Source organism: Trinickia mobilis, from assembly GCF_017315705.1.
Lineage (GTDB): Bacteria > Pseudomonadota > Gammaproteobacteria > Burkholderiales > Burkholderiaceae > Trinickia_A > Trinickia_A mobilis.
In genome coordinates this window covers 44,362-58,112 of the sequence record NZ_JAFLRF010000021.1, presented here as the reverse complement: position 1 = coordinate 58,112, position 13,751 = coordinate 44,362, and the positions used below count along the sequence as shown (strand labels likewise).

The following is a 13,751-nucleotide window of genomic DNA, read 5'->3' as shown; positions in this document are numbered from 1 at the left end:
CGTGATGGTTATCGGAACGTCATTTGCAGGGTTGGCAAAAATCGCAAATTCATTGGCCCAATAGCAACTAGCTTGGGCCCCAATGAATTGGGGCTTTCCCCGACAATCACTGCACGTCGTATCACCAACCAACCGAAAGAGGTGTCTATGTTTGCCGCAATGCTCGAAGTCAATCCGAAGCCCGAACAGTTCAACGCGTATCTCGGCATGGCCATGGTGCTGCGCCCCGAACTCGAGAAGATCGACGGGTTCATCGACAACAATCGCTACGCAAGCCTCACACGCGAGGGATGGCTTCTGTCGCTGTCGAGCTGGCGCGACGAGAAGGCGCTCGTGCGTTGGCGTAGCCAGGCAGCCCACCACAAGATCATGCAAGCCGCGCGCGACCGGGTGTTTTCCGACTATCGCTTGCGCATCGGCCAGGTCGTCAGCGACGACCAACTGCCTGCGGGACAGGTCCTGATTGAGCAGCGCCTGGATGTCACCGCGACGGGCCGTGGCACGGCAGTGACCCTGCGTGAAGGGAAATTCTCGCCGGACTGGGTCAAGCGAGCTGGCGCGGAAGGGGTGGCGAAATCGCTTGGCGTCGATACGCGCGCGCCTGGCCTCGTTGCCTGGGATGTGTTCGACGCACTGACGACTCCGGGGGACGTGATCGCGGTGGTGACGTGGCGCGACCAAGCGGCAGCCCAAGCGTTCGAACACGATGCAGCGACGGCAGATGGCTTGCGCCAGCGGAACGTCCGCATCATCCGAGAGTACGGAATGTTCGATCGCCGGGAAGCACCGCAATATTTTGCAGAGGCACAACGCACGCAGTAATTCGGCTGCACTCCATTATCGATGTGGTTCGATATGAAATAATTAGATTTCCTATCGAATACGAGCAGCAACGAGGTTTCCATGACCACCGTCGACCCTTTTACCACTGGAGCGGAACCATTGACCGTCTCGCAGGCGCCGGCACCCGCTCCTGTGCCGAGGACAGAGGCTCCCGCACAGCCGACGCCCCCACAGTCCACTCTTTCGCTCCGCCTCGCCGTCGGCCTCGTCGGGATGCTGCTTGCGTCTCTCTTGGCCATTCTCAACGAGCAAGTCACGGCGCAAGCGATGGCGGACATTCAGGGCGCGTTCTCGATTGGTCATGACGATGGAACCTGGCTAACTGCTCTGTTCGAGGCGGCCAATGTGGCGACGATGGTGTTTGCCCCGTGGTTTGGGATCACCTTCACGCTCAAGCGATTCACGATCGGCGCCGTGATCGCGACGATGCTCTTCGGGTTCCTTTGCCCCTTCGCGCCGAACCTGCTCACGCTCGATGGGCTGCGCGTGCTGCAGGGGATGGCCGGCGGATGCCTTCCCCCGATGCTGATCATCGTGGCGCTGCGCTATCTCCCGCCCAAAGTGAAGCTCTACGGACTCGCCGGGTACGCGCTCACGGCGACCTTCGGGCCGACGCTCGGCACACCGCTCGCCGCGTTGTGGACTGAGTACGTCGGTTGGCAAATGGTCTTTTGGCAAATCGTGCCGCTGGGCATGGTGAGCTGCGTGGCGATTCGGTGGGGGCTGCCGGCAGATCCGCTCAAACTCGAACGGCTCGCGGCATTCAACTGGACCGGGTTTCTGACCGGTTTTCTGGCCGTCGCCATGCTCGTGATCGGCCTTCTGCAAGGCGATCGTCTCGACTGGCTCGATTCCGCGTTCATTCGCGTGATGTTTATCGGCGGCGGGCTGATGTTGGTGACGTTCCTCGTCAACGAGTGGTTTCACCCGCATCCCTTTTTCAAGCTGCAGCTGCTTGCGCGCAGAAACTTTGCGCACGGACTCACAACACTCGCGGGCGCGGTCATCTTGCTGGTTGGCGTGGCTGCGATACCCAGCCAATTTCTCGCCGATGTTCACACCTACCGGCCGCTGCAAACTGCACCTTTGTCGCTGCTGGTTGCGATGCCGCTCTTGATCACGCTCCCCTTGACGGCCGCACTTTTGAATCTGCGGCGCGTTGACCACCGGTGGGTCATGGCCATCGGATTGAGCCTCATGATCACCACGTGCGTGATGGGGAGCTTCATCACGTCCGAGTGGATCCGCGACAACTTCTACTGGCTTCAATCGATACAGATCGTCGCGCAGCCGATGGTGATTCTCGCGATCCTGATGGGCGTGACGACGGGCTTGCCCCCGGCAGAAGGTCCCTTTGCTTCAGCGATGTTCAACTCGCTCAAGACGTTTTCCGCGGCTGTGGCGACGGGTCTCATAGAAGGGTTGGGTACCGATCGCGAACGTCTTCATTCGAACATGCTCGTGGACCAATTAGGCAATCACGCGCTTGTCACAAGCCAAAGCATCGACGCGGGCCATGGCCTCGGCGAACTTGCACACCGGATCCACGAGCAAGCAGTGGTACTGACATCGGCGGATCTCTACCTCGTGATGGCGGGAGTCGCCATCGTGCTTCTTCTCCTCGTGCCAGTGTTACCCGTGCGCATTTACCCGCCGTGGAGCACGACGCCCCCCTCTTCGCACTAAGGGAACGCAATCATGTCAACCGCTGCTCGATCTCCCCTCAAACTCATTCCTGCGGCCGCTATCGCCGTCGCAGTCGGTATTGGCGCATGGGCTTATTCAAGCCTGTCAAGCGGCTCGAATACCGAATCCACCAACGATGCCTACGTCGAGGCTGATTTCACCCTCGTGGCGCCGCGCATCCCGGGCCAGATCTCCGAAGTCCTGGTCGACGACAACCAGTCGGTCAAAGCCGGGCAATTGCTGGTGCGTATCGACGACCGCGACTACAAGGCGGCATTGATGAGTGCTCAAGCGGACGTCGCCGCGGCAAAGGCGTCCGTCGCGAACTACGACGCCGAAATCGCGCGGCAGCCCTCGCTCGTCGATCAGGCGCGCGCGACGCTCAAGTCCGACGATGCGGCGATCGCGTTTGCGCGCGACAACGCCGCGCGCTACCAGGATCTCTCGCAAACCGGCGCAGGAACAGCTCAGGAGCAACAGCACGCCTCGAGCGCGCTCGCCGAGCAGCTTGCGCAGCAGGCCCACGACCAAGCCGCGCTGGAGGCGACCGAGCAGAACCTGAACGTACTGAATACCCAGCGCGACAAGGCGGCCGGCGCGCTCGAACGCGCCGAGGCGGCGCTCGAGCAGGCGCAGCTCAACCTGTCCTATACGGAGATCCGCGCGCCGATCGACGGCACGGTTGGACGGCGTTCCGCACGCGTTGGCGCATACGTGACGCCCGGCGCGCCGGTTCTCGCGATCGTGCCGCTTTCCGAAGCCTATGTCGTCGCCAACTTCCAGGAAAACCAGATCACCAAGATGCGGCCCGGCGAAAGCGTGCGCATCAAGGTGGACAGCCTTCCTGGCGTGGTGATTCATGGCCGGATCGATAGCCTCGCGCCCGCAACCGGCGTGAGCTTTGCGCCTATCGCACCCGACAACGCGACGGGCAACTTCACGAAGATCGTCCAACGCGTACCGATCAAGATCGACATCGACAAAGGTCAAGAGGCGGCGTCTGCGTTGAGCGTGGGGCTTTCTGTCGAAACCGAAGTGGCCACCGGTCGACATGGCGATGCGCGGGCCGAAGCGGGAGCGCAAAAATGAGTACGCACGACTTTTCATTCCGCGCCATCCGCGCGTTGGCGTTGGAAATCTTGGCATGCCTTGTGATCGCCGGCTGTACCGTCGGACCGAATTTCGTACCTCCTACGACGTCCACGCCGCCGCAAGTCTTTGAACGAACCGAAGCGGCGCAAGCACCCAGCGAGGCCGTCGAAGCCGGATTCAATTCCGATTGGTGGACACTGTTCAACGATCCCACGTTGAACGCGCTTGAAAAGCAACTGGCCGATGCGAACCTCGATGTGGCCGCGGCGTCGGCGCGCCTGCGGCAAAGCCGCGCTGGACAGCGCATTGCGGGGGCGGCGGAATTGCCCACGCTGGACGGCGCTGCGTCCTACGACCGCGAGCGCGGCAGCCCGAACGGCATTCTGTCGCTGCTCGGCGTCCCCTCGCTCGATCCCCAATCGCAATCGGCTTCGGGGAAAACGCCGCTTGGCGTGGCGCCGATACCGGGTTCCAAGGGGTCGCCGGCCTACAACCTCTATCAAATGGGCTTCGATGCCTCTTGGGAACTCGATATCTGGGGCGGGGCTCGACGCGGTGTCGAAGAGGCGTCCGCCTTATCGGATGCTTCTTACGAAGACCGGAACGCCGTGTTGTTGTCTGCCCGCGCCGAACTCGCGCGAGACTATATCGAGTTGCGCGACACACAATCGCTGTTGAACATCGCGAAACAAAACCTCGAGATTGCCCGCGATACCACGAAGCTCACGCAAATCCGCGAGCGGGACGGCGTGACGACGGATCTGGATGTGGCCAATGCTTCCGCGCAGGCGGCGTCGATCGAAAGTCTGATTCCAACGCTCGAATCGCAATGCGAGACTAAGATCAACGCGATTGGTGTCTTGCTCGACGAGGAGCCGGGCGCGCTTAAGCAAACGCTCGCCGAGCCGCATGACGTGCCCGAGCTGCCTGGACAGGTGCCCATCGGCTTTCCGTCGGAGCTCCTGCAACGCCGACCCGATATCCGGCGAGCGGAAGCGCAATTGCATGCGGCCACGGCATCGATCGGTGTGGCAAAAGCCGACTTTTATCCGCACATTTCGCTCAATGGCAGTGCGGGGTTCCAGAGCCTTCAGCTCTCCAGCCTCGCCAGCTGGGCGTCGGGGCAGTTTGTTCTCGGCCCCTCCATCACGATGCCGATCTTCGAAGGCGGGCGTCTCAAGGGCACACTGCAGTTACGCGAGGCGCAACAACAGGAGGCCGCGATCGTCTACAAACGCGCCGTGCTCGAGGCTTGGCGCGAGGTGGACGATGCACTGGTCGCCTACGATGCCGAGCAGCTGCGCCGCGTCAAGCTGAAGGAGGTGGTGGCGCTGAACCAGCGCGCACTCGCCGTAGCGCAGCAGCGCTACAAGGCTGGGGCATTGGACTATCTCGACGTGCTGAACGTGCAGAAGCAACTGCTCGAAGGCCAGAGCAACCTCGAGCAAAGCCAAGCGACCGCTGCCGCAAATCTGATCACGCTCTGCAAGGCGCTCGGCGGCGGCTGGGAATCGACTTACGCAGTCCAAACGCCTCAAGTTGATGGGGGCCGGCGGTCCCTGAAATAGGGGGTTTTTTCAATTTTTGGGTGACCACCGGTCATTACCGGGCCGTGCCGGCGCGGCGGGACGCCGGCGCTGGTCCGACGACGGTGGCCGCAAATAGTCCGCGGATTCAACCGGCCATTCGGTTGCCGACAGCGAATGTGGAGCCCGGGGCCGGCCCGCGTCCTGAATGTCCGGGAAGTTAGTGCAGGATCTTCGCGAGAAAATCCTTCGCGCGATCGGACTTCGGGTTCGCGAAGAATTCTTCCTTGCGGTCGTCTTCGACGATTACGCCCTTGTCCATGAAGATCACGCGGTGAGCGACCTTCTTCGCAAAGCCCATTTCGTGCGTCACGCACATCATCGTCATGCCTTCCTGCGCGAGTTCGACCATCACGTCGAGCACTTCGTTGATCATTTCTGGGTCGAGCGCTGAGGTCGGTTCGTCGAACAGCATCGCGATCGGGTCCATCGAAAGCGCGCGCGCAATCGCCACTCGCTGTTGCTGACCGCCTGACAATTGCGCCGGGAACTTGTCCGCGTGCGCACGCAGACCAACGCGATCCAGTAGCTTCAGCGCCTTCGCTACCGCTTCGTCCTTCGAACGGTCGAGAACCTTGATCTGCGCGAGCGTCAGGTTTTCGGTGATCGACAAGTGCGGGAACAGTTCGAAGTGCTGGAACACCATGCCGACTTTCGCCCGCAGCTTCGACAGGTTGGTCTTCTTGTCGCCGACCGACTGGCCGTCGATCAAAATTTCGCCCTGCTGAAACGGCTCGAGGCCGTTCACCGTCTTGATGAGGGTTGACTTGCCCGAACCCGAGGGACCGCACACGACGACCACTTCGCCTTTTTTCACTTCCGTCGTGCAGTCAGTCAGCACCTGGAAATGTCCATACCACTTCGAAACATTGCTGATTGAGATCATCGTGAAATCCATTCATGGTTTGCCACACGCGGCCGATTTCGCGGCTGTAGAAGTACGCGGCCAGACCAAATCAACGTCAAGGTGGGGAAAGGACGTCTCGCATCGTGACGATTGTCAGCGGTGGGCCTGCGCGCGTTGCGCCTTCTCCAGCCGGCGCGCGTACCACGTCAGCGGGTAACACATCGCGAAGTAGATCAGCGCAACCATCCCGTAGATCGGAAACGGGCGGAACGCGGTGTTGGTGATCATCGTGCCAACCTTGGTCAGTTCGGTGAAGCCGATGATCGACGTCAGCGCGGTGCTCTTGACCACCTGCACCAGAAAGCCGACGGTCGGCGCGACCGCGATCTTCCTCGCCTGCGGCCAGACGATGTAGCGCAACTGCTGGCTGAACGTCATGCCCAGACTCGCACCCGCTGCCCACTGGCCGCGCGGCACGGCTTCGACGCAGCCGCGCCAGATATCGGCGAGATACGCACTGGTGTAAAGCGTCAGCGTGACGGCAGCTGCAACCCATGCGGACACGTCCACGCCCAGTAACGGCAGGCCGAAGAACGCAAGGAACAGTTGCATCAGCAGCGGCGTGCCCTGGAACAGTTCGACATAGAGCGAGACCACCCGGCGCAGCCATGACAGCGGCGACACGCGCATCGCCAGCAGCAGCAGGCCGACAGCACCGCCGCACACGAAAGCGACCAGGGAGAGCAACACGGTCCAGCGTGCGGCGAGCAGCAGATTGCGCGCGATATCCCACAGCGTGAATTCGGTCATGGTGAGCGCTCCGTCGGAAGCGTGCGTGCCCCGCGCGAGGTGAACAGCGTCCGCCAGTTGCCCCGTGCATCGGGCGTGCGTGGCGTGCGTCCTGCGAAGAGGCCGCACCCCAGCCGGTTCAGCAGCTGGCGCAATACGATCGACAGCAGCAAGTAGGTCGCGGTGATGATCAGGTAGCTCTCGAACGAGCGGAAGTTGCGCGACTGGATAAAATTGGCCGCATACGTCAGGTCGGGCACCGAGATTTGCGATACCACGGCGGAGCCGAGCATCACGATCAGCACCTGGCCCAGCAGCGCCGGAAACACATTGGCCAGTGCCTGCGGCAGCACCACATGGCGGAACACCTGGCGTCCATGCAGGCCCAGCGCCTGCCCGGCCTGGATCTGGCCGCGCGGAATCGAGTCGATACCGGCGCGCACGATCTCGGTCGCGTAAGCGCCGAGATTGACCGTCATCGCGAGGATCGCCGCCTGCACCTCGTCGATACGAATGCCGAAACCCGGCAGTCCGAAAAACACGAAAAACAGCTGCACGAGAAACGGCGTGTTGCGGATCAGCTCGACATAAGCGGCGACCAGCGTGCGAGCCCAGCGCGGCCCCGCGACGCTGGCGCTCGCGCCCGCGATACCGATGAGGCCACCCAGCACCGTCGACACCGCTGTAAGTCCAAGGGTGACAGCGACGCCCCGCGCGAGCATGCCCGCGTAGAAGCCGAAGCCGCTGAAATCGAATGCATAGGTCATGACGTGCTGCTCATGGTCAGGTGGGGCTGGTCCGCAAAGCCGGTCGTCAGAGATTGGCCGGCAGCGGCGCGCGCAGCCACTTCTGCGAAATCGCGCTCAGCGTACCGTCCTTGCGGGCGCGGGCAATCGTCTCATCGACTTTCTGCTTCAGGCGCGGCTCATTCTTGTTCAGGCCAACGTGATCCGGTGAGCTGAACAGCGCGAACTTCTGCTCCGGATCGTTCGCCGGCTGACGCGCAAGGATCGTCGCACCGACGTCGTTGCCGACCACCATCAACTGGGCCTGTCCGGAGAGGAATGCGGAAATCGCACCGTTCGGATCGTCGAAACGCTTGATCGTGGCGCTCGGCGGCGCGATCTTGGTGACGCTCAGATCTTCGAGCGTCCCGCGGGCGACCGAAATCGTCTTGCCGGCGAGGTCGTTCGCATTCTTCACGACCAGCGCCTTCGGGCCGAACACTGCGAGGTAGTACGGAGCATACGGCTGCGAGAAGTCGATCACCTTCGCGCGCTCCGGTGTCTCGCCGACGGAGAGCAGCATGTCCACCTTGTGGTCCGCGAGATACGCCATGCGGTTGTCGCCTGTCACCTGGACGAGTTCGACCTTCGCGTTCAGGGCCTTGCCGATCAGGTTGGCGACGTCGATGTCGTAGCCCTTCGGCTTCATGTCCGGTCCGATCGAGCCAAACGGCGGATAGTCCTCGAATACGCCGATCCGGACCACGCCGGACTTGGCGACCGAATCCAGTGCATCGGCATGGGCGGACTGGGAAAACGCGGACAGCGCGGCCACGCCGGCAAACGCCAGCACCGCGGCGAACGTGGCGAAGATCCGCTGGGCGCGCAGTGAGAAGGAGGGAGGGGTGAACATGGTTGTTCCTCTGTCGAAAACGTCGGTGTCGGATTGAATTCAGTGAGCCGCGTGCGCCGCGATCAGTTTGCAGGCCTGTGGCGGCAGTTCGGCCAGCACCGGCATCCCGAGCATCAGGCCCGGCGTCTCGCGTGGCGTCGTCGCGGCGGTTAGCGTGAAGCCGGCGCAGTCGATCGTCGCTTCGAGCGACGCGCCTACGTCGCGGATGAAGGTGATCGTCCCGCTCAGACGGTTCGGGCCGGCGCCGCTGGAGGCGGGCTTCACGCAGACGTCTTCGGGACGGATCAACAGCCGGATATCCGTCGTCGACTGCGGCACACGCGCCGGCTGCGTGACGATGATCTGCTGGCCGCCCGGCAGACTCACACCGCCTTGTCCGTCGTACGTCACCGGCACGATGTTGCCGAGGCCGATGAAGTCTGCGACGAACTCGCTGACCGGCTCGCGGTAGATGTCGAGCGGCTTGCCGACCTGCGCTATCCGGCCTTTTTCCATCACGACGATTTCGTCGGCCATCGTCATCGCTTCGCGCTGGTCGTGCGTGACCATGATTGTCGTGATGCCCAGGCGCTGTTGCAGCAGGCGGATTTCCACCTGCATCGTTTCGCGCAGCTTGGCGTCGAGCGCCGACAGCGGTTCGTCGAGCAGCAGCAGTTTCGGCGACGACGCAATAGCACGGGCAATCGCCACACGCTGGCGCTGTCCGCCGGATAGCTGCGTGACCGGCCGGTTCGCCATGTGCGGCAACTGGATCAGTTCGAGCAGTTCAGTGACGCGGCGTGACTGCGCAGCCTTGTCCGTTTTGCGCAGCCGCAGTGGATAGGCGATATTCTCCGCCACCGTCATATGCGGAAACAGCGCGAGCGACTGGAACACCATGCCGAAGTCGCGCCGGTTCGCCGGCAGGCGGGTAATATCGCGGCCGGCAAACGTCACGCTGCCGGAACTCGGCGTTTCCAGCCCCGCGATCATTCGCAGCAGCGTCGTCTTGCCGCAGCCGGACGGACCGAGAAAGCAGACCAGCTTGCCGTCCGGGACGCTCAGGTCGACGTGGTCGACGGCATAGGCGGTGTTAAAGCGCTTGGTCACGGCCTGAAGTGTCAGATGAGTCATGAGGGTTCCTTGGGCTGCCCGCCTAGAGTGCGACGCCTTCATCGCCAATCAGCTTTTCAAGCAGCCAGATCAGTGCGAAGTCGATGGCGACAATGAAGACCGCGAACGAAAACACGGTCGGGTCAAGCGACGACACGGTGCGGCTGTAGAGCCATATCGGCAGCGTCATTGTGTTGATGCCGTAGAGAAAGAAAGTCACCGTGAATTCGTTGAACGAGATGATGAACGCGAACAGCATGCCGGCGAGGATGCCGGGGCGCATCAGCGGCAACACGACGTCGGTCAGCGCTCGGCGCGGGCTAGCGCCCATCACGCACGCCGCTTCCTCGAACTCCGGACCGATCGACGCCACCGACGCGGCACAGTTCTTCACCGTGAACGGCAGCACAAGAATCACGTGCGCGATGATGAGCCGGAACACACCGAGTTCGACGGGCAGCACGTTGAACACCAGCAGCAGCGACAGCCCGAGCATCACGAGCGGATAAACGAGCGGCAGCGCAACGAGCTGCTCGACCGCCGATTTGCCGCGAAAGCGGTAACGGCTCAACGCATAGGCGGCCGGCACAGAAACGAGCGTTGCGACGACCATCGTCGATACCGCGACGATCAGGCTCGTGGTCAGCGCGCTGCCCATCGACAGCGCGTCGCTTGCATCGGGTGAGACAAAGGTATGCCACGCTGCGCGATACCACTGCAGGCTGTAGCCGGGCGGTGGAAATTGCAGCGTATCCGACGCGCTGAACGACATCGTGATCATCGTCAGGATCGGCAGCGCGGCGAGGAACAGGACGATCGCGGCAAGCAGCGCCGCAGGCTTGCCGAGCTGGCCCGGCATCGTCGTGGGCAGGCGCAGGGTGCGCAGACGAAGCGAATTGCCTGGGGTGCTCATGCGGACGGCTCCTTGATACGTTGCGTACGGTGCACGAGGCGCTGCGAGATCGCCATGACGACGAGCGTAGCGGCCATCAGCACCACGCCGGATGCGGAGGCCGCCGGCCAGTTCAACAGCGGTGCGACCTGGTCGTGCACCAGCACGGCGAGCATCGGCACGCGCCGGCCGCCGAGCAGCAGCGGCACCGCGAACGCACTCGCGTTGTAGGCGAAGACGAGCAGGGCGCCGGAGACAAGCCCGGGCATCGCGAGCGGCAACATCACGTGACGCAGCGTTTGCCGGCGCGTCGCGCCGAGCGTTGCCGCGGCTTCTTCGTACGAGCGCGACACGGCGCGCATCGCGCTCGACAACGGCAGTACCGCAAGCGGAAACGCTGTCTGGATCAGGCCAAGCAGCACACCATGCTCGCGATAGAGCCATTGGATCGGACGCTGGATCACACCGCTTGCGAGCAATGCGTGATTGAGCAAGCCCGCAGGCCCGAGAATCACTAGCCAGCCATAGCCCTGCAGCAGCAAATTGACGAGCAGCGGCAACAGCACGCCCGCAAGCAGCAGGCGCCGCGCCAGCCGCGACTCGGTGCGCGCCATCGCCAGCGCGACCGGGATCGCCAGCAGCACCGCGCACACCATGCTCTGAAACGCGAGCCGCAGCGTGAGCCACAGCGCGTTCAAGAAGTACGAATCGGCGAGGTTTGCGTAGTTCTGCAGCGTGAAACTGTGCCATTCGTCGCCGCTCGTGCCGAAGCTCATGCGCAGGACGACGAGCGACGCGGCGGCGAGCACCGTGAGAAACGCAAGGATCGGCGCGAGCAGCAGCCACGGCCGAGCCTTGGCGAGCGCGGCACCCGATGCGGGGGCAACCGGTTCGTCCGGCGCCCCCGGTTCGGCCCGGTGCGAAGAGAGTCCGGACATGGTGGTCATGCTGAGAAGATCTCGGTGTAGCGCTTGATCCAATCGGGCTGCACCACGGCAAGCGCCTTGTCGTCATGCAGGAACGCCCTTTCCGCGATCTGCTGCGGACTCGGCACATACGCGCGCCCTTCGGCCGGAATCACCGCCTTCGAATTCACCGGGCCGTTCAGCACGTCGGCCGCCATGCGGCCTTGCACGCCCGCATCGAGCGAATGGTTGATGAACGCATGGATCAGATCGCTGTCGCCCGGGTGCGACTTCGGAATCACGGTGAACAACAACTGCGTGGCGAAACCTTCCTTCATGCCATACGTCACGCCCATCTTGTATTCGGGTTTGCGGATCTGATCGGGAAAGAACGCCGGCGAATAGATGCCGCCGATATCGAGTGAACCCGTGCGGAACAGGTCGGCCACCTGATTCGGATTCTCGCCGAGCGTCAGCACACGGTCCTTCAAGTCCATCAGCTTCTTGAAGCCGGGATCGATGTTCTGCTGCGAGCCGCCCGACATCTTGGCGGCGATGATCGCCAGATCGACTGCTTCGGCAAACTCGGGCGGCGGCAGGAACAGGCGGCCTGCATACTTGGGGTCCCACAGCGCTTCGTACGACGAGGGCGGCGTCTTGACGGTCGACGTGCTGTAGATCAGGCCGTCGGACCACAACAGATAGCCGACGCCGAAACCGTTGGCGCCTGTGCGATATTGCGGCGCCACGTCCTTCAGGTTCGGCAGCTTGTCGAGATCGGGCTTGACGAGCAGACCCGCATCGCCGAGACCCGCGGCGCCCACGCCTGCGAGCGTGATCACGTCGTAGGTGGGGCGCTCGCCGGTGGCCTTCACCTTGGCGACCATCCCGGAGGTGCCGTCCGCGCGATCGGCAATCACTTTCGCGCCTGTCTTGGCCATGAATGTCGCGGCGATATTGTGCAGCGCTGCAGTGCCCGTATCGTCCGACCAGGTCAACAGGCGCAGCGTCTTGCCGGCGAAATTGTGTTCCTGCGCCTTCAAATTCACGAACGGCATCGGTAGCGCGGACGCCGCGAGCGCCGCACCGATCGTCTTGAAGGCTTGCCGCCGTCCCGAACTAAAATTTCTCATCGCCGTCTCCATGGTGATTCAGTTAGGTTTCCGATCTATACGCCGGATGAGTGCTTGTATTGCGTCGCGTATGAGCTCACTCTAGGTTTGCAAAAATCACGTCACAAGCGAAATATCGGCATGCGTGCCATGACGGGAGTGCATAGGCGGGCCTGCCGGTTTCTTGTTGTTAAAGGTAGCGGCATGTGAAGTGTGCATGGCGCGGGCCGTAGCCAGTACGGAGCGAAGCGGAGCCCGGGGGCACGGTCTGCCGCGCCCCCGGATCCAAACATTTACGTCCGGTATTCAACCTTGGGCAGCACGCACAACATTTCATACAACAGATTCGCGCCGACCAGCGCCGTATTGCCGGACGGGTCGTACGGCGGCGAGATCTCCACCAGGTCGCAGCCCGCGATATCCAGGCCACGGCAGCCGCGGATGATTTCAAGCGCCTGCCAGATCGTCAGGCCGCCGATTTCCGGCGTGCCCGTGCCGGGTGCGAAACTCGGGTCCAGGCCGTCGATGTCGAAGCTCAGATATACCGGGCCGTCGCCAAGTTTCCCGCGGACCTCGTCCATGATCGGCGCGACGGACTTGTACCAGCACTCCTCCGCCTGCACGACACGTATGCCGTGCGATCTCGACCAGTCGAAGTCCTCTGCCGTATAGCCGGTGCCGCGCAGGCCGATCTGCACGACGCGGTTGCCGTCGATCAGCCCTTCTTCGATCGCGCGCCGAAATGGCGTGCCGTGCGCGATCTTCTCGCCGAACATCGTGTCGTTCACGTCCGCATGCGCGTCGATATGGACCACGCCAACCGGGCCATATTTCTTCTTCATCGCGCGCAGGATCGGTAGCACGATCGTATGGTCGCCGCCCATCGTCAGGGGCACGCAGCCATGCCCGAGGATTTCGTCATACGCTTCGGTGACGATGTCCATGCTCTTCTGCAGATTGAACGTGTTGATCGCGACGTCGCCGATGTCGGCCACTTGCATGCTGTCGTACGGCGCCGCGCGGGTCGCCATGTTGTAAGGGCGCAGCAGGCACGATTCGGCTCGGATCGCGCGCGGCCCGAACCGCGCGCCTGACCGGTTCGAGGTGCCGGTGTCAAGCGGTACGCCGACGAAACACGCATCGAGCCCCTGCGCCGACGTCGCGCTCGGCAGGCGCATCATCGTCGCCGGGCCCGCGAAGCGCGGCATCCGATTGCCGCCGAGCGGCTGGTTGAAAGGGTTGTCGGATTGGTTATCGTGCGTCATCGCA

Annotated in this window: 13 protein-coding genes; 4 read left to right on the top strand and 9 right to left on the bottom strand. The window is 62.8% G+C overall.

Going from position 1 to position 13,751, the window contains the following annotated elements:
* Positions 1 to 147 precede the first annotated feature (147 nt).
* From J3489_RS24325 to J3489_RS24310, 4 genes are all read left to right on the top strand, one after another.
* Positions 148 to 822, top strand: a complete 675-nt coding sequence (locus J3489_RS24325; protein WP_207002528.1) for an antibiotic biosynthesis monooxygenase family protein — start codon at positions 148 to 150, stop codon at positions 820 to 822.
* An 81-nt stretch (positions 823 to 903) separates the two neighbouring features.
* Complete coding sequence (locus J3489_RS24320) at positions 904 to 2,529, top strand: MFS transporter (protein ID WP_207002431.1); 1,626 nt, start codon at positions 904 to 906, stop codon at positions 2,527 to 2,529.
* 12 nt (positions 2,530 to 2,541) lie between these two features.
* Positions 2,542 to 3,618, top strand: a complete 1,077-nt coding sequence (locus J3489_RS24315; protein ID WP_207002429.1) for an HlyD family secretion protein — start codon at positions 2,542 to 2,544, stop codon at positions 3,616 to 3,618.
* Complete coding sequence (locus tag J3489_RS24310; RefSeq protein ID WP_207002427.1) at positions 3,615 to 5,189, top strand: efflux transporter outer membrane subunit; 1,575 nt, start codon at positions 3,615 to 3,617, stop codon at positions 5,187 to 5,189. The genes J3489_RS24315 and J3489_RS24310 overlap by 4 nt, the downstream gene beginning before the upstream one ends.
* 178 nt (positions 5,190 to 5,367) lie before the next feature.
* Here J3489_RS24310 and J3489_RS24305 read toward each other — a convergent pair whose 3' ends face one another.
* The 9 genes from J3489_RS24305 to speB all read right to left on the bottom strand — a co-directional run bounded on the left by J3489_RS24305 (position 5,368) and on the right by speB (position 13,747).
* A complete protein-coding gene (locus tag J3489_RS24305; protein WP_207002425.1) occupies positions 5,368 to 6,093 on the bottom strand; it encodes an amino acid ABC transporter ATP-binding protein in 726 nt (241 codons plus the stop codon).
* Between the two features lie 114 nt (positions 6,094 to 6,207).
* Positions 6,208 to 6,864, bottom strand: a complete 657-nt coding sequence (locus J3489_RS24300; RefSeq protein WP_207002423.1) for an amino acid ABC transporter permease — start codon at positions 6,862 to 6,864, stop codon at positions 6,208 to 6,210.
* Positions 6,861 to 7,610, bottom strand: coding sequence for an amino acid ABC transporter permease (locus tag J3489_RS24295; RefSeq protein WP_207002422.1), 750 nt, complete (start codon positions 7,608 to 7,610; stop codon positions 6,861 to 6,863). Before J3489_RS24295 ends, J3489_RS24300 begins: the two co-directional genes overlap by 4 nt.
* A gap of 46 nt (positions 7,611 to 7,656) precedes the next feature.
* A complete protein-coding gene (locus J3489_RS24290) occupies positions 7,657 to 8,481 on the bottom strand; it encodes a transporter substrate-binding domain-containing protein (protein ID WP_207002420.1) in 825 nt (274 codons plus the stop codon).
* A 39-nt stretch (positions 8,482 to 8,520) separates the two neighbouring features.
* Entirely contained in the window at positions 8,521 to 9,594 is a 1,074-nt protein-coding gene (locus J3489_RS24285; protein WP_207002527.1) for an ABC transporter ATP-binding protein, read from the bottom strand.
* A gap of 22 nt (positions 9,595 to 9,616) precedes the next feature.
* Positions 9,617 to 10,486, bottom strand: coding sequence for an ABC transporter permease (locus J3489_RS24280; RefSeq protein ID WP_207002418.1), 870 nt, complete (start codon positions 10,484 to 10,486; stop codon positions 9,617 to 9,619).
* Positions 10,483 to 11,412 (bottom strand): ABC transporter permease, encoded by a 930-nt coding sequence (locus J3489_RS24275; RefSeq protein WP_374193485.1) that lies wholly within the window; start codon positions 11,410 to 11,412, stop codon positions 10,483 to 10,485. The genes J3489_RS24280 and J3489_RS24275 overlap by 4 nt, the downstream gene beginning before the upstream one ends.
* Positions 11,409 to 12,503 carry an ABC transporter substrate-binding protein gene (locus J3489_RS24270; protein WP_207002416.1) on the bottom strand — a complete coding sequence of 365 codons (1,095 nt, stop codon included), beginning with the start codon at positions 12,501 to 12,503 and terminating at the stop codon, positions 11,409 to 11,411. The genes J3489_RS24275 and J3489_RS24270 overlap by 4 nt, the downstream gene beginning before the upstream one ends.
* Positions 12,504 to 12,775: 272 nt before the next feature.
* Entirely contained in the window at positions 12,776 to 13,747 is a 972-nt protein-coding gene (gene speB, locus J3489_RS24265; RefSeq protein ID WP_207002413.1) for an agmatinase, read from the bottom strand.
* Positions 13,748 to 13,751 lie beyond the last annotated feature (4 nt).

Bases quoted from the DNA above. Each gene is read 5' to 3' on its own strand.
- J3489_RS24325 (WP_207002528.1), top strand. From the start codon at position 148: ATGTTTGCCGCAATGCTCGAAGTCAATCCGAAGCCCGAACAGTTCAAC.
- J3489_RS24270 (WP_207002416.1), bottom strand. From the start codon at position 12,503: ATGAGAAATTTTAGTTCGGGACGGCGGCAAGCCTTCAAGACGATCGGT.
- J3489_RS24280 (WP_207002418.1), bottom strand. From the start codon at position 10,486: ATGAGCACCCCAGGCAATTCGCTTCGTCTGCGCACCCTGCGCCTGCCC.
- J3489_RS24305 (WP_207002425.1), bottom strand. From the start codon at position 6,093: ATGATCTCAATCAGCAATGTTTCGAAGTGGTATGGACATTTCCAGGTG.
- J3489_RS24290 (WP_207002420.1), bottom strand. From the start codon at position 8,481: ATGTTCACCCCTCCCTCCTTCTCACTGCGCGCCCAGCGGATCTTCGCC.
- J3489_RS24320 (WP_207002431.1), top strand. From the start codon at position 904: ATGACCACCGTCGACCCTTTTACCACTGGAGCGGAACCATTGACCGTC.
- J3489_RS24295 (WP_207002422.1), bottom strand. From the start codon at position 7,610: ATGACCTATGCATTCGATTTCAGCGGCTTCGGCTTCTACGCGGGCATG.
- J3489_RS24310 (WP_207002427.1), top strand. From the start codon at position 3,615: ATGAGTACGCACGACTTTTCATTCCGCGCCATCCGCGCGTTGGCGTTG.
- J3489_RS24315 (WP_207002429.1), top strand. From the start codon at position 2,542: ATGTCAACCGCTGCTCGATCTCCCCTCAAACTCATTCCTGCGGCCGCT.
- J3489_RS24300 (WP_207002423.1), bottom strand. From the start codon at position 6,864: ATGACCGAATTCACGCTGTGGGATATCGCGCGCAATCTGCTGCTCGCC.
- J3489_RS24275 (WP_374193485.1), bottom strand. From the start codon at position 11,412: ATGACCACCATGTCCGGACTCTCTTCGCACCGGGCCGAACCGGGGGCG.
- J3489_RS24285 (WP_207002527.1), bottom strand. From the start codon at position 9,594: ATGACTCATCTGACACTTCAGGCCGTGACCAAGCGCTTTAACACCGCC.
- speB (WP_207002413.1), bottom strand. From the start codon at position 13,747: ATGACGCACGATAACCAATCCGACAACCCTTTCAACCAGCCGCTCGGC.